This window comes from Shimia sp. Alg240-R146 (assembly GCF_947331465.1).
Taxonomy (GTDB): Bacteria; Pseudomonadota; Alphaproteobacteria; order Rhodobacterales; family Rhodobacteraceae; genus Shimia.
On record NZ_CAMZOK010000001.1, the window covers coordinates 1,386,968 to 1,404,675 of the forward strand.

Sequence of the window (17,708 nt, forward strand, 5' to 3'; positions counted from 1 at the left end):
GGGTGATCAATAAAAGTGATTGCTGAACGCCTTAGCTGACGCGTTGTGCATCGCGGATCAAGGCGGCCAGCCGATAAAACCCATGGGCCATTTTAGTAAACGGCGTGAGCAGAAAGAAGGTCAGCACTGCGCCAAGATGGATGGCAAGAAGGGCTGGCATGGCTGTGCTGGCGCCTAGCGCATAAAGCGCAAGGCCCGAGAAGCCGACAAACCCGAGCAATGCTACAAAGGCCATGTCTCCGCCCCACGCCTTTGCGTCACCGAGTGTCGGATCGGATTTGCGTTTCAACATGATCATGCCGATGCACCCCAGTGTCAGAATGATGCCACCAACAACGCCCAGGAGTTTTGGCAGAGATAGCAGCGGATAAGGCGCGGGCATGTCAAAGACGTAGTGCATGACCGTGGCCGTGGAAGTTGACGCAAAGCACAACAGAAAGCCGTACATTATGGCTTGGTGCACGTGTCGACGGCCTTGGCTGAAACGGTCTTCGTCCTCAAAATTACAGCCGTCGCCATGACCCGCAGCGAGGTCTTTCATTTTGGCCGCACGGCCAAAGGCTTTGGTGAGATGCGAAATGCGAATTCCGATGCCTCCGACGTCGTGCCAATAGCGACGCAAACCTATGCCGAGGCTGGCAAGAGGCAACAAAAAGGCCGGCGCAAAAATCGCAACCATGGCGTTGTGAGACAGTGCGGCGTAAAAACCCTCGCCGCCAGCCGACCCTATCATCTTGATCGCGGCAAAGAGCAAAGCAAAGCCAACTACCAACGCGGTCACAATCGCTGCGCCGTGCGTGTGGAACCGCCGCGCCAATGGCTGTGGCCATGCGTAGCTTTCCCAGCTGTCGCGACGGACTTCGGCCAGCGCAGCGGGCAGGTTCAGGTCAAATTCGTGCGGCGCAGTGTATTGGCAAGCATAATAGCAGCCCCGGCAGTTGTGGCAGAGGTTTGCAAGCTGCGTGATGTCGCCGTCGGTAAACGCGCGGTTGGCGTGAAGTGCCGGAAAGACGGAGCAATAACCTTCGCAATAGCGGCAGGCGTTGCAGATTTCGGCCTGACGGCGGGCTTCTTGAATAAGGTCAGTTTGCATATGCGGCGGCCTCCCGGCCTGCGATGCGTCCGAAGACAGTTCCGATGGTCATGCCGTATCCGGCGAGATAGCCTTGGCCCAAAATCGAGCCAGCCATGGTTTCCCCGGCGGCCCAGAGGTTCTTGATTGGGCCGGTATCGGTGCTGCACTGGGCGTTTTCGTCGACTTTCAATCCAAGGTAGGTGAAGGTCACGCCGGTGCGCAGAGAATAGCCATAAAAAGGTGGGTCGGTGATGGGGCGGGCCCAGTTGGTTTTAGCAGGGCTGAGGCCTGAGGTGGCCACACCGTCCAGTTCCGTTGGGTGGAAATCCGACGTGTCCCCGCAGGCTGTGTTGAAGGTCTCCACCGTGTCTTTGAGCTTGGCGCCGTCGATGTCCATCAGCGCGGCCAGTTCTTCAAGCGTGTCGGCTTTGAGGGGCGGGAAAACAGAAGGCATAAACAGGTCGATCGATTTGCTGTCGATCACCACATGGCCAACCTGATCAGGCTGGGCCGCAACAAGGCGCCCCCAGATGGCATACCGTTTGGGCCAGACGTCTTCGCCCTCGTCATAGAACCGTTCCGCGTCTTTGTTCACAACAATGGAGAAAGGCACGCAGTCCAATCGGGTCACGATCCCGCCGTCGTATTTGGGCGCGCGTCCATCGATGGCAACGGCGTGGCATTGATCGGCGTCGCCCACTTGGCTGACGCCTTGTTCCAACAGATCTGCAAGCACAATTCCGCGATTGTAAGGCGTTCCCCGAATAAGGAAATTTTGAGCCGCTGGTCCCCAAGCGCGTGTGAGCCAATCCGTGTCTGCTTGAAAACCACCAGAGGCCACAACTACCGCTTTGGGCGTGATGCGGTGGGACTTGCCTTCATGTGTATAGTCCACCCATTGGACGGCGTTCTCGCTGAGTTCGAGGTGGGTCACTGCGGCCTCATACAGAACATCAACACCAAGCTTGTCGGCGGTGCGGTAATAGGCGTTCACAAGACTTTTACCGCCGCCCATGAAGAAGGCATTGGTGCGCCCCAAAGAGAGCGTGCCAGAAAGCGAGGGCTGAAAGCGGACACCGTGATCCTGCATCCAGGGCAAGCATTCCTCGGATGTGCGAATGGCAAGACGGGCAAGCGCTTCGTTGGTCTTGCCCTTGGTGACTTTTAGTAGGTCTTCAAAATACTCATCTTCGGAGTAGGTCTCGACCAATGGCCCAAGTGGTCCCGTGTGCATGCAGCGAAAATTGCGGGTGTGGCGGGAGTTCCCCCCGCGATAAGCCTTTGGGGCGGTTTCCAAAATCAAAACTTTGGCGCCGGATTCGGCGGCCGTCATGGCTGCACAAAGAGCGGCGTTTCCGCCGCCAATTACTGCGATGTCATAGTGCGTCATGGCTCATTTCCTTGGCTGATACTTTGATATTGATTGGGCGTTTATTTGACAAATGACGGTTGGTGCATAATTGATGCGTCATGAGCATTAATTATGATTTTGGCGACCTTGAAGCCTTTTTGGCAGTTAAGGAAACCGGCTCCTTTCATGGAGCGGCTGACCGTTTGAACCTGTCGCAATCCGCCATCACACGGCGGGTGCGCAAATTGGAGGACGCGCTCGGCAGCCAGCTGTTTGAGCGCACGACGCGGGCGGTCAAACCGACGTTGGCGGCCAAAAGTCTACAGGCGCGTGCGGAGGCGATGGTCAATGACGCACATGAAACTGCGCGAGCGATGCGGGATGCAAGCGTCGCCTTTGCCCATCAACGCGGGACGGTGGTGACTGTGGCGAGTGTTCCGACGGTCATAACCCGTCTGCTGGTGCCGGCTTTGAAGGGCGTGACAGACAGATCACTTAGAGTACGTATGCTGGATGGGTCGGCCAATGAGGTGGCTGAGGCGGTGGCCCAAGGAGAGGCGGACTTCGGGCTGTGCTCGATCCCGGTGCTTGAGCCGAGTACGGAGTTTGAACCGCTAATGGATGATCCCATCGTCGTGGCCATCGCGCAGGGCAACGCGTTGAGCGGGCGGCAAAATCTGTCGCTTGACGCGCTGAAAAACTTGCCGCTGATTCTGCCCGCCAAAGGCACCGGAAACCGGTTGCTGATTGACGAAGCTTTGGCACGTGCGCGCGTGCAGGTGCGGTGGAGTTTTGAAGTCGGGCGAACCACATCGGCGCTTGATCTGGTGGAAGGGGCCATGGGGGCCGCGTTGTTGCCGCTTTCGGCGATTGATCCGGCGCGGGTGGGCGTCGCAACGCTGCAGTCGCCTGGGATATCGCGGTCGATTGGTTTGTTGTCGCGGGTTGGGCAGGTCGACACGTCGTTGGTGAGCGCTGTTAAGGCTGCCATTCGGGCGAATGTTTAAGTGCGCGCCCAGACTTCTGGGTTGATCATATGGCTTGGATTTCCGTCGGCGAAGTCGACAATTTGATCATAGATATCAGAGAATTGCTTGTCGAATTCGTCTTCGGTGACGAAACCGATATGAGGCGTTGCGATCAGGTTGGGGTGGGCCAGCAGCGCATCGTTGGCATCGGTCAAAGGTTCGGTGTCAAAGACGTCGATTGCAGCTGAACCGGGGCGTCCATTGTTAAGACCGTCCAGCAAGGCGCCAGCGGCCACAAGGCCGGCGCGGGAGGTGTTCACAAAAACTGAGTCCGGGCGCATGTTGGCGAAATCCTGCGAGGTAATCAAACCTCGGGTTTCCGGTTTCAAACGGACATGCAGAGAGATCACGTCGCAGCTTGAAAAGAACGCCTCGCGAGAGGGGGCGACTTGTGCGCCATCATCAGCGGCGCGGGTGCGTCCATCGTCTGAAGCCCACCACAAAACATGCATGCCAAACGCCTCGGCATACCGCGCAACAGTGCGTGCAATGCGGCCATAGCCAAAAAGGCCAAGTGTCCGCCCATGAAGGGTTTTTCCGACGCCGGCTTGCCAATTTCCCGCCTTAGCGGAGGCCATCTGTGTTGGCAGATCCCGCATCGCGGCCAGGATCAACGCCCAAGTCAATTCGGCGGCGGCATAGTTGGTTCCCCCGCCTTTGGGCTGCTTGGAGCAAAGCAGGACGCCATTGTCAGAACAGGCCTGCACATCGACGTGTGGATAGACGCCGCGTTGGCTGATCAGTTTGAGGTTGGGGAGCCGTTCCACTAGGGCGCGGGTTACGGCGGTGCGTTCGCGAAACAGGATCAAGCCCTCGGCTTCGGACAAACGGTTCGCCAAAGTGTCGATATCGTCGGTATGGTCGGTCCATACGGTGACGTCATGCCCTGCGAGTTTGGCAAAGGAGGGCAAGCCGCGCAGGGTGTCAAACCAGTCGTCGAGGATGTGAATTTTCATGTCTGTATCCCGTCGGTATCGCGTCGGTAATGCGGAGGTGCCGTTTTCAGTGGGACAAAAGCACTGGAATGGGGGTGCGTTTGAAAACGCGCGCGGTCATGCCACCCAAAAAGTCCTCACGGAATTTCGAATGCTCATAAGCCCCCATCACCAAAAGGCAGGGGTCTTTTTCCCGGCAATAGGCTAGCAAGGCGCGCGCTGGACCGGGGGTCGCAGGGATCTTTTGGCGGGTTGCCGAGATCCCGTGGCGCGCAAGGTGGTCCATCAGATCTTTGGAAGGACGCGGCGCATCGGTGTCTCCGACACTAAGCACGGTGACGTGGCCCTGATCTTCGAGAAGGCCAAGCGCATCGGAAAGCGCGCGGGCGGCGGCACGACCCCCGTCCCACGCAAGGACCGCATGGGAGTGGGTGGCCTTGGCGTCGTGGCCTTGTGGGACGATCAGAACAGGACGGCCGCTGACCAAAGCGATGCGGTCGGGGTGAACAAAAATGTGTTCGTTGACCTCCTCGGTTGGGAGATCCTGACCGATAACCACCAGATCAAAGGCGCGCGCAGTTTCGGAAATGATGCTGTCCACGCGGCCGGCCTCGCGCCTGTAGTGCAGGCGATTGCCAAGATTTAGCTCACCGCGCAGGGCGTCAAATCTTGCTTCGATTTCGCCAACAAAGTCGATGTTGGCCTGTTCGATGATGGCCCGCGCGCTGCTGGGCACCCACATGCCGCTCGACGTCACAATGTCGTGGTCGGAATGCGCCACAAGCACGGTGACGTGGGTTGTTTCATCCGCCAAAGCGGCGGCGTATTTTAGGGCCGAGACCGATCCTTCGGATCCGTTGAAGGCAACGAGGATGTTCTTCAAGCTCATAGGAAATCCTTTCTAGGCATCGGGGTGGCCCGACCAGATGGTGGCGGGCACATAAACCTGACCGTCTGCCAGTTTTCGGGCGGTGCGCACCAATCCGGCGGCGTTGAGGTCAAAGCCGTTGTTGGCCGTGAAATCGACAAGCACCTCGATTGTGCCCGAGGCATGTTCCAGCACCACATTGGCCGGGCTGTCAGAGGGGCGGTCCAGCATTCCATCGGACACAGACCCGGGGGTAAGTGCACAAGAGGCAATGCATTGGGCACCTGTGACGGCCATCGACGGGTGCGTTTTCCAAGGCATGAAATAGCGTGTGGCGATGGTGCCGCCGTTTTGGGCAGGCGCAAGGAAGGCAAATTTTGGTGTCACGGATTTTGTAACCTCGCCCATGCCCATGGCTGCACCTGCCTGAAGGCGGATCGCTTCCATCCGGGCGAAGAAGTCGGGGTTGGCGTCCAAGTCTTCGGCACTTTCATGCCCTGTAAGGCCGAAATCCTCGGCGCGGGCGATGACGACAGGCATGGCGACATCCATGCAGGTGACTTCGATCCCGTCAAACGTATCGCGCAGGTTGCCGGTGGGCAGAAGCTGCCCGGTTGCGGAGCCAACCACCCCCATGAATTTAAGCGCTACAGGTGCCGCCGTGCCGGGCACGCTGGCGATGGCAGTGTCGCCCTCATAGGTGAGATGTCCCCCCGGGGTGGCGACGGTGGCCTCGACCTGAGCGCCGGTGTTCACTGCGCGGATCTTGATGTCGGTGCTGTCGCCGGTTGGGCTGATCAAGCCCATTTCGATAGCCGCCGGACCCACACCTGACAGGATATTGCCGCAGGTGGGTTTGAAATCCACCAGCTTGTCCTCGACCGAAACCTGCGCGAAGAAATAGTCGATGTCGGCCCAGTCATCCTCCGAGCGCGACAACATCGCGACTTTGGTGGTCACGGCGGCGCCGCCGCCGATGCCGTCGATATTGAGCGGATGGCCGGACCCGACCGCGGCGATCAGCACCTCGGCCAAAGTGTCCAAATCCGCTGGCAGATCCGCGCGGTTGAAGTAAGGGCCGCGCGAGGTGCCGCCCCGCATGAAGACAAATGGGATACCGGTCTGCGTCATTTGAGCGGCCATGGCAGATCCACCATTCCCTGCAGCAGGCCGGGTGGGAAGTCACGGTTGAGCGCCCCCGCCATCAGACACATAAAGGCGATGCCTGCAGCCGTCAGCAACAGCGTCCGTGGCCAGCTGGCACCGGCGCGAACGCGGAAGAAGGCGATCAGGAAGCCGACCAGCGCAAGGATGAAGCCGACAAAGAATGTGCCGGCGATCAGGCTGGCAAACCACGCAAGCGTTGACCACAGGCCGTAAGGCGCGTCTGCTTCGTCTCCGGCGACTTCCTTGTCGGCAAAAATAGCGTCGCCTTCGGGGCGCATCATCATTTGCACCATAAGGATCAGGCAACAGAGCAGCGCGAACCCTCCGATCACCAACGGGATGACTTTGTCGGTCATGTTGTAGTCAGGGATCATGCTGGCGTTGATGAAGGCGGTCAGCAGATAGCCCGCGATCACCAGAAGGAAGACAACCGGCGCGCGTTTGCTGCCTGCTTTGACATCGCCCTCGGCCATGATCGACTTGGCCTGACGGATGCCAAAGAAGACCGAAACAACCGTGATGACGATCAGGACGATCACGATGGGTGAGAAGATATACTCGATGCCTTGATCAAAGCTTTTGCGGAAGCGGAAAGACGCGATCTGGAAAGCTTGGTTGGTGAATTTTTCCACGGGATTGGACAACACAAAGCCGATCAGGAAAGCGGGACGTGACCAATCAAAGCGGCGCAGGAAGATACCGATCAGACCGATCACAAACAGCGCCAGCAGGTCTTCGAAGTTTTGACCGGACTGGAAGGCGGCGAAGCTGATCAGCATGAAAAGGAACGGCGCCAGATAGGTGAAGCGGATCGTGGTCAGCTTCGCGATGCCGCCGGAGGCCGCAATGCAAAGAACCGTGCCAACCACGTTGGCAAGCGCCAGCAACCAGACGATCGAGTATGTGATGTCGAGGTTGTTTTTCAGCATGCCGGGGCCGACTTCGATGGAGCCTGAGCCCAAAAGCGCCACCGCACCGATGAAGATCGCCATCGAGCCTGAGCCGGGGATGCCAAACAGGAGCGTGGGCACAAGGCCGCCACCTTCTTTGGCGTTGTTAGAGCTTTCAGGGCCGATCACGCCGCGCACTTCGCCCTTGCCGAAGTTGGATTTGTCTTTGGTGGTTTGCACGGCGTGGCCGTAGGCGATCCAGTCCACAACCGAGCCGCCGAGGCCGGGGATCACACCGACGACAACGCCGATGATGGAGCAGCGCACGGACAGCCAGATGTTGGCAAACCAGTCGCGCACGCCGTCAAGCCAGCCGCCGCCGAGTTGTGCGCCTTTGGCAATCGAGCGGTCCTGACGCAGCAGCGATACGATTTCGGGGATGGCAAAGATGCCGAGGCCGACGATCACCAGCTTCAGACCGTCTGTGAGGTAAGGCAGATCATAGGACGACATGCGCAGTGAGCCACCCGCGTCAGCTTCGCCAATGGTGCCGATCATCAGACCAAGGCCCGCGGCTGCAAGGCCTTTGAGGGCGTAGCGCCCAGCGAGAACCGCGACCATCGACAGGCCAAGGATGGTGATCATCAGCATCTCGGGAAGGCCGAATGCGAGCACGATCGGGCGGGCCACGAGAATAAAGACGGTCAGAAAGGTTGCGCCGACAAGCCCGCCAAACAGCGAGCTGGCAAAGGCGGCGGATAAGGCGCGCGCGGCTTCGCCTTTTTTCGCCATGGGGAAGCCGTCAAGCACCGTGGCCTGTGAGGCCGAGGAGCCGGGTATACCCATCAGAACCGAGGCAAACGTGTCGGAGGTGGGCACCACCGCGACCATGCCGATCATCAGCGCGAGGCCAAGAATGGGGTCCATGCCGAACATAAACGGTAAAAGCAGGGAAAGGCCGGCGATGCCGCCCAGACCGGGAAAGACGCCGACCGCGAGGCCCATCACGACGCCGAGCACCAAGTAGCCAAGAACGACGGGTTGCAGGATCAGTGCCCACGCATCTGAAAGCGCAGGAAGGGCTGTGGCGAAAGCCTCCATGGGAGCCGCCTTTCTTGTTCGGAAAAATGGGAAGGTGGGACGACCTCAGAGGGGTGAAGTCGTCCCGGTGGTGTCGGGCTTATTTCAGCTCGACGCCGTAGGACTCTTTGAGCCAGTTGATGACATAGGCCTTAGCCGAGTCTGGCACGTTGGTCGCAGTGCCAAGGGCAGCCTGTGCGCCTGCACCAGTGAAGACCGAGTATTTGCCGACGCGCTTGGAGGAGATTTCCGGGAAATCAGCTCGCGCCACAACGGCCTCAAAGGCAGCAGTGTAGGTGTCGACTACGTCTTGAGGCGTGCCAGCGGGCAGGAAGGCCAGTTTTTGCACGGGGAAGCCCGCGACAAAGAAGGCTTTCCATGCGTCCCACTGTTCGCCCGAGGTTTCACAGCCGTCGGTGGCTTCGCAAACTTCCTTGAAGGTCGCGATTTCGGGGAAAGTTGGGTCGCGTACAATGTTGCCATCGGCGTCCAGCGATCCCCATGTCATCATCGCCACAGCTTTGCCGTCGGCAACCATTTCGGCGGACCCTTTGAGGTAGCCCGAAGATGTCTGGTAGTCGATGTTGGCTTCGCCGCGCTCAAACATCAAACGGCCATCACCGCGGCCCTTGATGCCAAACACAGGTTCGACGTTCATGCCGAGCATCTGCCATGCCAGCAAAGGCACGAGGTCAAGGCGGGTTGCACCCTGCGACCCGTAGATGAAATCGACGTCCTGGAGCATATTGGCCGAGCCGTCAAACTTGGCGCCATCTTCGGCGTTCAGATAAGCCACACCGCCGGTGCCGGATGCCATAACCGGGGTCCAGTCGTTGTATTCATAACGCACGCGCGGGTCGCCCAAAAGATATGGGAACTGAGTGGACCCAGATGTGCCGAACAGCAATGTGCCGTCGTCATGAGTTTCTTTCTGGAACCAGTTGGCGCCTTTGGTCGATCCGGCGCCGGGCATGAATTTCACGACCACAGTCGGGGCGCCGGGCAGGGCTTCGGACAGCAGAGGCGCAAAGAAGTTGGCCCATTTGGCCGAGCCGCCGGTTTCAGAGAAAGGGATGACCCATTCAATGGTTTTGCCGGAAAAATCGACTTCGGCGGTGGCCGGAGCCGCAAGGCCAGCGGCCGCGAGCAGGCCGACAACGGCACGGCGCGTAAAGGTTGAAATGGTCATTGGTTCCTCCCTGTAGACCAGACAAGCACGACAACGTCTCCAGCGTTACCATGATTGTTCGAAAATTCGGGGATTGATTCCCCCTTCGATCTGCCGATCATGGAAGGCCAACCTTGCGCCAAGCTTGCGGAGCCAAAATGCGTATCGCCATTATCGAAGACAACACGGCCTTGGCCAATGCCATTGCTTACCGGATGCGCGACCACGGCCATGCGGTTGATGTCTTGCATGACGGTGACGACGCGGATCGTTTTCTGACACAGGAAGGCGCGGATTTGGTGGTGCTCGATATTAACCTGCCCGGTCGGTCAGGATTGGAGGTTCTGCAAGCGATGCGCGCTCGTGCTGATGGCACGCCGGTGATTTTGTTGACTGCGCGTGCCGAGACCGCCGACAGGGTTGCGGGATTGGACAAGGGGGCAGACGACTATCTTGTTAAACCCTTTGAAATGGACGAATTGGACGCCCGTATCAGGGCCTTGTCGCGCCGCAAGGATTTGGACTATGGCGCACAGGAAACGCTTGGGAATCTTACATTTGACCGCAGCAACCGCCAGGTTTTGGCCGCTGGACAAACGCTTGAGATCCCCCGCAAGGAACTTGCTGTCTTAGAGTGTCTTGTGGAGCGGCGCGGGAGGATCGTGTCCAAGGCGCATTTGATTGATTTTGTTTACGGCGTTGGCGCGGACGTTGGCGACAACGCCATTGAGCCGCATGTGTCGCGTTTGCGCAAGAGGTTGGCAGACCACGGAGTCGGGATCAAAACCGCGCGGGGGCTGGGTTATATGCTTGAGGTCACGGACTGATGCGGCGGGCGTCGCTGCGGCTGCGGTTGTTTGTGGTGATCCTGACGCCCTTGATCGCGATGGCGATCCTGTTGGGGTTTTGGCGGTTCACGGTTGCGCAGCAAACCGCGCAAGAGCTGTTTGATCGCTCTCTTTTGTCAACAGCGTTGGCGATTTCAAGGGATGTGGCGGTATCGGGCGGAGACGCTTTGTCACCGACTACGCGCAGTTTGATCCGTGATGTCGCGGGTGGGGAAGTTTTTTATCACGCCACGGGACCCGGCGGCAGTTATGTGACGGGCTACGCTTATCCGCCCACCAGCCTCACGGCGCTCAAGGTGGAGCGCAACAAGCCGAATGTGTTTGAGGCCGTCTATCGTGGCGAAGGCGTGCGGGTCATGAAAGTCACAGAGCAAGTGACGGTCGATACCCTGACCGGAGACACAACGGTCACTGTTTGGCAGCGGTTGAGCGATCGCAATCAGATTGCGGTTGAACTGGCCATTCGGGCCGCCGCGCTGATCGGTGCGCTGGTGGCCACGGTGGCGCTTGTGGTTTGGTTTGGCGTGTCGATTGGATTGCGGCCGCTTTTGAATCTGGAGGAGGCTATCGCGGTGCGTTCACCGGATGACCTGAGCCAGATCAAACGGACGGTTCCGATGGAAGCGCGCGGCATTGTGCGCACCCTGAACCGTCTTTTCTCCAAGGTAGATGCCAGCATGAACGCGCATCAGACATTCATCTCTGACGCGGCACATCAGTTGCGCAATCCGGCCGCAGCGGTGCAATCTATGGCCGAAAGTCTGCGCAACGCGCCTAGCGAGCAGGAGCGTGAGCGGCGCACCGAAGAGTTGGTATCTGCTGCGCGGGCTTCGGCGCGGGTGACAGAGCAACTTTTGTCGCTTGATCGCCTGAGCCATCCGCTTGGGTCGGATCATTTCCGCGAGGCGGATTTGACGGAGGTGATGCGTCAGGTGTGTTCGGATGTGGGGCCGGCGGTGTTGTCTGCCGACATCGATTTTGTCGTTGAATTGCCCGAAGGAGCGATGACGGTTTCCTGTGATCCGTTGTTTGTCAGCGAGGCGGTCAAGAACCTTGTCGACAACGCGCTTAAACATGGCGGCGAGACCCTGAGCAGCATTTCGGTTGCAATGACCTCCAGTAAGGACAGCGTCGACATAACAGTGTCTGACGACGGAAAGGGGCTCGTGCCGGAAGAAGCGGCAACGGCCTTTGGGCGGTTTTCCCAGATTGAACCGTCACAAGGCAGCGGCCTTGGCTTGGCAATTGTGTCCTCGGTCGCCGAACAGCACGGCGGGACGGTGTCGATCAATCGGGTTGAGAAAGGTGCGAGCCTTTCGGTGATGTTGCCACGGCTTTAGGCGGAAAATTGGCAGCGTGAACTGGTGCTTAACACGATGCGGCGGCGGTCCTTAGGGCGGCGTTTGTGGCCTCCAGATCCGCGTCTGACAGCGCCAGTGAAGGGTAAAGTTTGCCCGCAGATTTGAACACGCCGCTATTGCGCAAAGATGCGTTCCATCTGGCGCTTGTTTGGGGATCGTCATGGGTTGCTGTGCGATAATTCGTGGGCGCCTCGGACGTGAAGTAGACGTCAAATAGCGTGGGGTCTCCACAGAGTTGATGCGCAATTCCGACGTCGGTCAGCGCGTCGGTGTGCATCTGCATCAAAGAGGTGCCGAGATCTCGCAGGCGGTCATATTGACCGGGGCGACGCAGGATTTCCATGGTTTTGAGGCCCGCAACGGAAGCCACAGGATTGCCGGACAGCGTGCCAAGCTGCATCAACCATTTTTCCTGCCCGACTGCGGATTTGTCAAAATGCGCCATGATGTCGGCACGGCCACCCAGTGCGGCGAGAGGGAAACCGCCGCCGATGATTTTGCCGAGCGTGCAGAGGTCAGGTGTCACGCCGTAGCGTTCCTGCGCGCCGCCGTAAGCCAGCCGGAAGCCGGTGACAATTTCGTCAAAAATCAACAGAATGTCATGTTTGGTGCAGAGGTCGCGCAAACCTTGGAGAAATCCGGGTGCGGGCGGGATGATGCGTTGCAGTGGCTCGACGATCAAAGCGGCGATGTCGGTGTGTTCGAGCATGAGCGAGGCGACGGCATCGAGATCATTGAACGGTGCAATCAGCATCTGGTCGGCCACAGATTGCGGAATTCCGGCGCTGTCCGGCACCGCTTGCGGGAAATTCACCGACTGCGACGGGGCGAGGCTCATTTGGGCCTCGGCGCTCATGCCGTGATAACCGCCCTCGAACTTGAGGATCTTGGATTTTCCGGTAAAGGCGCGGGCAAGTCGCAGCGCGAACATGTCAGCTTCGCCGCCTGAGGTGACAAAACGTACCTGCTCACAACAGGGTACAGCATCGACAATTGCCTCGGCCAACTCGATGCCAGCTGCATTGTTGGCGAAGAACGTCATGCCTTTGGGGAGTTGCGCGAGAACTGCCTCCATGACTTCTGGGTGGCCGTGGCCCAAAAGCATTGGTCCCGACCCGATCAGATAATCGATATAGCGGGTGCCGTCCTCGTCCCAGACGTGGGCGCCCTCGCCGCGGGCGATAACAATGCCGGGATCGAAATTGCCAAATCCTGCGGCGGGCAGAACTTCGCGGGCACGGTCAATCCATTCGCTTTGGGTGCGGATTTTCATAAGGCTACTCCCAGACGTGATCTGCAGGACCAAGGGCCTCTGCGTTGACAGCAATTCCAAGGCCCGGGGCCGTGGGTGGCGAGATGCGCCCTGCGTGGCGTTGCGGGGCGTCGGGTGCGAGGCGCGGCGCCACGTAGTTCGAGAGATCGCAGGTGTTGAGCAGCCGGTTTGGCGGGGTCGCCGCGGCAAGATGCAGGACCGCTGCGGTGGTGATGTCGCTGCCCCACGTGTCTTCGACGCACATTTTGGCCCCCAATGTCAGGCACAGGTCGCGGGCCCGTCGGGTCGCGCTGAGGCCACCGAATTTGCTGAGTTTCAGGGCGACGGCGTCCATGCATCCTCGGCTGTGGCCTTCTAACAGGCTGACGGTGTCATGCGCAGTTTCGTCGAGTTTCATTGGCAGGCCGGTGGCCGCACGTACGCGCGCGCAATCAGCTATGGTGGCGCAGGGCTGCTCAAGCATGACATCAAGATCCGCCACGTCACGCCCAACGCGCGTGGCGTCCAGTGAGGTGGCGCCGCAATTCCAATCGCCGTAGACAAGCGGCCCGCGGCCCACAGCTTCACGCACCTTTGCGAGCCGTTCCACATCGGTTTGCCAATCGCCGGATGCACCGAGTTTGACCTGAAATTGGGTGATGCCTTGTTTCTGTGCCTCACTTGCGATGTCGGCCATGTCGTCAGGCGCGATACAGGTGATGGAGTGATAAAGCGGCAGGCTGTCGGCGAATTTGCCGCCCAAAAGCGCATAAAGCGGCAATCCCGCGACCTGTCCGGTGATATCCCAAAGCGCGATATCAAGCGCGGATTTGGCGTAGCGGTGATCGGGAAGAAAGGCCTCCGCCGAAGCCATCAGCGCCTCTACGCCAACCGGATTTGCGCCGATCAGAACAGGTATCAACTCTTCAATTGCGGCAGCAACGCCGCGGGCATAGGCCGGAAGGTAATGTGGGATTGGGCAGACCTCGCCCCAGCCGGTTTCGCCGGTGTCTGTCTCAAGGCGAAGCACAACGGTCTCTACCGTGTCGCAGGTTTTGCCAGCTGCCATGTGGTAGGTTTCATGACTGGTCAGGGGCACGTGCCAAAGAGAGATCCGCGTGAGTTTCATGTGTAGACGGCCGCCGGATCGCCGAGCCGGTCTTCGTCTGGTTGTACCCCGAGGCCAGGCGTTTCAGGCAAGTGCAGGTGGCCGTCGATATTGCGCGGACCGCGTCCGCCGGCGATGTCGACGGTCAGCATGTCCTGACAGGCCCAGACTGCGTGGCAGTTGGCGTCGGGGATGGTTGCCGCGAGATGCAGCGCTTCGGTGTCGGCCAGCACGGAGCCGCCCGTCGCCATCACAAACATGTCGATGCCATGCGCCAGTGCCACGTCGCGCATGCGGGCGGCTTTGGTGAGACCGCCAACCCGATTGAGCTTGATGCCAAAGATTTCTGCCAATCCGTCGCGGGCGATGCGGGTCGCGTCCTGCAGGGTTACGAGGCTTTCGTCCACCGACACCGGGCTCGCGTGTTTGCCTGCGATTGCGGCGATGTCATCCAAAGATTCGCAGGGCTGTTCGAACATCACTTTGAGATCCTCGCAGGCTGACATGACCCGTAGGGCCTGTTGTCGTGTCCAGCCGCGATTGACATCGTAGAGCACGATCTCGCCGTCGTGACGCAGGTTTTCAACGTCTCGAATGCGGGCAATGTCGCGGGTCGTGTCACCGCCGATTTTGACGGAATGGGCAACATAGCCGCGTGCGCGGTAGCGGTCGATCACGGCGCGGGTTTCCTCGATGTCTTTGGCGCCAACCGAGGATGCAATCGGGCGCGGCGTGCGGGATCCGCCGCCCATCAGGTCGGCAATCGGCAGATCTGCGGCTTGTCCGGCGATGTCCCAGCACGCCATGTCGATGGGCGATTTGGCGTAGAGATGACCAGGTAGGGCGAGGTCCATGGCGCGCTCCACGTCAAGCACATGACGTGGGTCCAGCCCGAGGACAAAGGGGGCCATGGTCTCGATGCCGGCGCGAATGCCGGGGCCGTGGGCGGGAACATAGGTGTGGCCCCACGGCGTGCCTTCGCCCCAGCCGGTGATCCCAGCGTCGGTTTCAATTTTCACGAGGGTTGCGTCGAGCACCTCAAACTTCAGGCGCCCGCCGGAGAGCCAATAGGGATGCTCAAGCGGCAGATCGACATGGTAGACGGTTATGCGCGTGATTTTCATTGTGCAGCCTCTTGCCGAACGTCGGTGCGTGGCAGCAGGCTTTGCGGATCATAAGCCGGTTCGGCCAGCACGCGGGCAGGGCGCGGGGCGCCGTGGATCATCACCTGCAAGTCGGTGCCTGATTGCGCAGCGCTTGGCGTGATGTAGGCGAAAGCGAGGATTTTCCCGACAGTGGGTCCAAAGGCAACCGATGCGGTTGACCCGACCACGACGCCATTGTGCAACACAGCTTCGCCGCCGTGCCCATCAATGTCGCCGTCTGGCTCGATTTCCAGGTAGGCACAGATCCATTTGGGGTCTGTGTTGAAGGTCGCATCAGATCCTAGGAAGGTCTTGTCTTGCCGGGCAAAGCGCAGCACGTCAGCTTCGACCAAGGTGACTTCGTTGGTAAGTTCGGAGGCTCCTTTGAAGCCTTTCTCCATGCGCATAGCGTTCATGGCAAAGCTGCCGTAGTCCGTTAGCCCCAAAGGCGTGCCAGCCGAGAAAAGCGCGGTGTAGACATCGACGCAGGCGGCATTGGGCATGTGCAATTCCCAGCCGAGCTCACCGGCGTAGGACATGCGCAACGCCCAGACGGTGTGGCCGGCGATGCGGATTTGCTGTGCGGAGAGCCAGCGGAAGGTGGCGTTGTCCAGTGGGGCGTCGGTGCAGGCCGCCAGAATGTCGCGAGACATCGGCCCGTTGAGAGACAAGGCGGACCAGCTGTCAGACAGCGCAGTGAAGGTGACGTCCTCAGACGTTTTGTGTTGGGTCAGATGGTCAAGCAAGCGCTGCTCAAAGAATGCGGCGCAGACCAGATAGAACCGGTCGTCGGCCATGCGCACGATGGTGGTTTCCAGCTCGATCCGACCACGCCGGTTGAGCATATGGGTGAGTGTGATCGCGCCGGTTTTCTGCGGCATGCGGTTGGCGGTCAGGCGATCCAGAAGGGCATAGGCATTGGGGCCTGAGACCTCGACCTTGGTGAAGGCGGTCACATCCATGATGCCAGCGGCGCTGCGCACGGCGGCAACTTCGGCGGATACCATGGCGTCCACGGGGGTGCGGCGAAAGCTGTAGTGATCGTGTTGCGCCACGCCGGGCCGCGCAAACCAACGCGGGCGTTCAAAGCCGTAGACTTCTTCGTGAACGGCACCTTTGGCTTTGAGAATGTCGTGCAGCGGAGAGGGTTTCACCGGACGACCCGCCAACCTGTTGAAATGCGGGAAGGGGATTTCATGGCGCAAGCAATAGTCTTCTTTGGCTTTCACGACCTGCCACTCTTTGGTGGCGTAGCTGCCAAAGCGGCGCGGGTCATAGTCGCGCATCGAAATGTCCGCAGCGCCGTGCACCATCCAGCGGGCCAGTTCACGTGTAAGGCCCGGTCCCCAGCCAATGCCGATCTGCGTGCCGCAACAGCACCAGTAGTTGCGTACTCCGGGTGCAGGGCCGATCAACGGGTTGCCGTCGGGGGGATGGCTGATGGCGCCGTGCACGTCGCGGGTGATGCCGAGGTCGGCAAAGATCGGCATGCGGTTGAGGCTTTCCTCAAGCCACGGCATGACGCGATCGTAGTCGGCGTCAAACAGTTCGTTTTCGGCCTCCCACGGGCAATGGTCCTCCCAAACGGTGTTGGGGTTGGCCTTCTCATAGATGCCGATAAGACCTTTGTTTTGCTCCATCCGGATGTAGCCGGAGACTTTTTTGTCGTCGCGGATTACTGGCAGTTCGCGGTCAAGTTCGCGGAACTGTGGCACCTCGTCGGTCACAAAATAATGGTGCGTCATCGACGTCATTGGCAGTTGCAGGCCGGACCACTCGCCCATTTGGCGCGCATAGGTGCCGCCTGCGTTGACGACGTGTTCGCAGCGGATTGTGCCCTGTTCGGTTTGCACGATCCATTCGCCGTTGGTGTCTTGTGTGATGTTGGTGGCGCGGCACCGGCGGACGATCCGTACGCCTTTGGCGCGCGCGCCTGCGGCCATGGACATGGTGACGTTTGTCGGGTCGACGTGGCCGTCATCGGGCGTGTGCAAAGCGCCCAGAACGCCATCAAGATTGTAAAAAGGGTGCAGCTCGGCGACGCGGGCTGGCGACACCAGTTCGATGTTGAAACCCAATGCTCGACCGACTGACAGCGTGTGGCGCAGCCAATCCATTTCGTCTTCGGTGTAGGCCAGACGGAAAGAGCCGCAGCCATGCCACGTGACGGCCTGACCGGTCTCGGCCTCAAGTGCGCCGGAATAGAGGCCGATGTTGTAGTCCACACATTTACCGAGCCCAAAAGAAGACGTGGAATGCGTGATTTGACCTGCGGCGTGCCATGTGGACCCCGAGGTGAGTTCGGCTTTTTCAAGCAGAACGGTGTCCGCGCCCCAGCCTTCGTGGCCAAGGTGGTACGCAAGGCCGACGCCCATGACGCCGCCTCCGACGATAACGACCCGTGCGTGTGACGGCAGAGTTGTAGCTGACAT

14 protein-coding genes are annotated in these 17,708 nt (G+C 59.7%); 3 read left to right on the top strand and 11 right to left on the bottom strand.

All coding sequences use genetic code 11. The features are described 5' to 3' along the window. Positions 1–31 precede the first annotated feature (31 nt). Both tcuB and tcuA read right to left on the bottom strand, forming a co-directional pair. Positions 32–1,093, bottom strand: coding sequence for a tricarballylate utilization 4Fe-4S protein TcuB (tcuB, locus tag PG871_RS06715; RefSeq protein WP_270727515.1), 1,062 nt, complete (start codon positions 1,091–1,093; stop codon positions 32–34). Beyond that, on the bottom strand, positions 1,083–2,465 hold the full coding sequence (tcuA, locus tag PG871_RS06720) for an FAD-dependent tricarballylate dehydrogenase TcuA (protein WP_270727518.1): 1,383 nt from the start codon (positions 2,463–2,465) through the stop codon (positions 1,083–1,085). Before tcuA ends, tcuB begins: the two co-directional genes overlap by 11 nt. An 80-nt stretch (positions 2,466–2,545) precedes the next feature. Between tcuA and PG871_RS06725 the strand changes: the two genes are divergently transcribed. Then, positions 2,546–3,433 (top strand): LysR family transcriptional regulator, encoded by an 888-nt coding sequence (locus tag PG871_RS06725; RefSeq protein WP_270727520.1) that lies wholly within the window; start codon positions 2,546–2,548, stop codon positions 3,431–3,433. Here PG871_RS06725 and PG871_RS06730 read toward each other — a convergent pair. The 5 genes from PG871_RS06730 to PG871_RS06750 form a co-directional block, all read right to left on the bottom strand. Then, on the bottom strand, positions 3,430–4,410 hold the full coding sequence (locus tag PG871_RS06730) for a D-2-hydroxyacid dehydrogenase family protein (protein WP_270727522.1): 981 nt from the start codon (positions 4,408–4,410) through the stop codon (positions 3,430–3,432). The genes PG871_RS06725 and PG871_RS06730 overlap by 4 nt on opposite strands. 46 nt (positions 4,411–4,456) lie before the next feature. Then, positions 4,457–5,278 carry a universal stress protein gene (locus PG871_RS06735; RefSeq protein ID WP_270727524.1) on the bottom strand — a complete coding sequence of 274 codons (822 nt, stop codon included), beginning with the start codon at positions 5,276–5,278 and terminating at the stop codon, positions 4,457–4,459. A 12-nt stretch (positions 5,279–5,290) separates the two neighbouring features. Continuing rightward, on the bottom strand, positions 5,291–6,388 hold the full coding sequence (locus PG871_RS06740; RefSeq protein ID WP_270728738.1) for a 4-oxalomesaconate tautomerase: 1,098 nt from the start codon (positions 6,386–6,388) through the stop codon (positions 5,291–5,293). After that, a complete protein-coding gene (locus tag PG871_RS06745; RefSeq protein ID WP_270727526.1) occupies positions 6,385–8,415 on the bottom strand; it encodes a tripartite tricarboxylate transporter permease in 2,031 nt (676 codons plus the stop codon). Before PG871_RS06745 ends, PG871_RS06740 begins: the two co-directional genes overlap by 4 nt. A gap of 79 nt (positions 8,416–8,494) precedes the next feature. After that, entirely contained in the window at positions 8,495–9,583 is a 1,089-nt protein-coding gene (locus tag PG871_RS06750) for a tricarboxylate transporter (protein WP_270727528.1), read from the bottom strand. Between the two features lie 137 nt (positions 9,584–9,720). Here PG871_RS06750 and PG871_RS06755 point away from each other — a divergent pair, with 137 nt between their 5' ends. Next, entirely contained in the window at positions 9,721–10,389 is a 669-nt protein-coding gene (locus tag PG871_RS06755; protein ID WP_270727530.1) for a response regulator transcription factor, read from the top strand. After that, positions 10,389–11,750, top strand: a complete 1,362-nt coding sequence (locus tag PG871_RS06760; RefSeq protein WP_270727533.1) for a sensor histidine kinase — start codon at positions 10,389–10,391, stop codon at positions 11,748–11,750. The genes PG871_RS06755 and PG871_RS06760 overlap by 1 nt, the downstream gene beginning before the upstream one ends. Positions 11,751–11,778: 28 nt before the next feature. On the opposite strand, the gene PG871_RS06765 is transcribed toward PG871_RS06760, so the two are convergent. From PG871_RS06765 to PG871_RS06780, 4 genes are read right to left on the bottom strand one after another with little or no spacing between them, the layout of a single operon-like run. Further along, positions 11,779–13,044 carry an aspartate aminotransferase family protein gene (locus PG871_RS06765; RefSeq protein ID WP_270727535.1) on the bottom strand — a complete coding sequence of 422 codons (1,266 nt, stop codon included), beginning with the start codon at positions 13,042–13,044 and terminating at the stop codon, positions 11,779–11,781. Between the two features lie 4 nt (positions 13,045–13,048). Beyond that, entirely contained in the window at positions 13,049–14,152 is a 1,104-nt protein-coding gene (locus PG871_RS06770; protein ID WP_270727537.1) for a mandelate racemase/muconate lactonizing enzyme family protein, read from the bottom strand. Next, the gene (locus PG871_RS06775; protein WP_270727539.1) at positions 14,149–15,255 is read right to left on the bottom strand and encodes a mandelate racemase/muconate lactonizing enzyme family protein; all 1,107 of its coding nucleotides are present in this window, start codon (positions 15,253–15,255) and stop codon (positions 14,149–14,151) included. Before PG871_RS06775 ends, PG871_RS06770 begins: the two co-directional genes overlap by 4 nt. After that, positions 15,252–17,708: an FAD-dependent oxidoreductase gene (locus tag PG871_RS06780; protein WP_270727541.1), complete on the bottom strand. Its 2,457-nt coding sequence runs from the start codon at positions 17,706–17,708 to the stop codon at positions 15,252–15,254. Before PG871_RS06780 ends, PG871_RS06775 begins: the two co-directional genes overlap by 4 nt.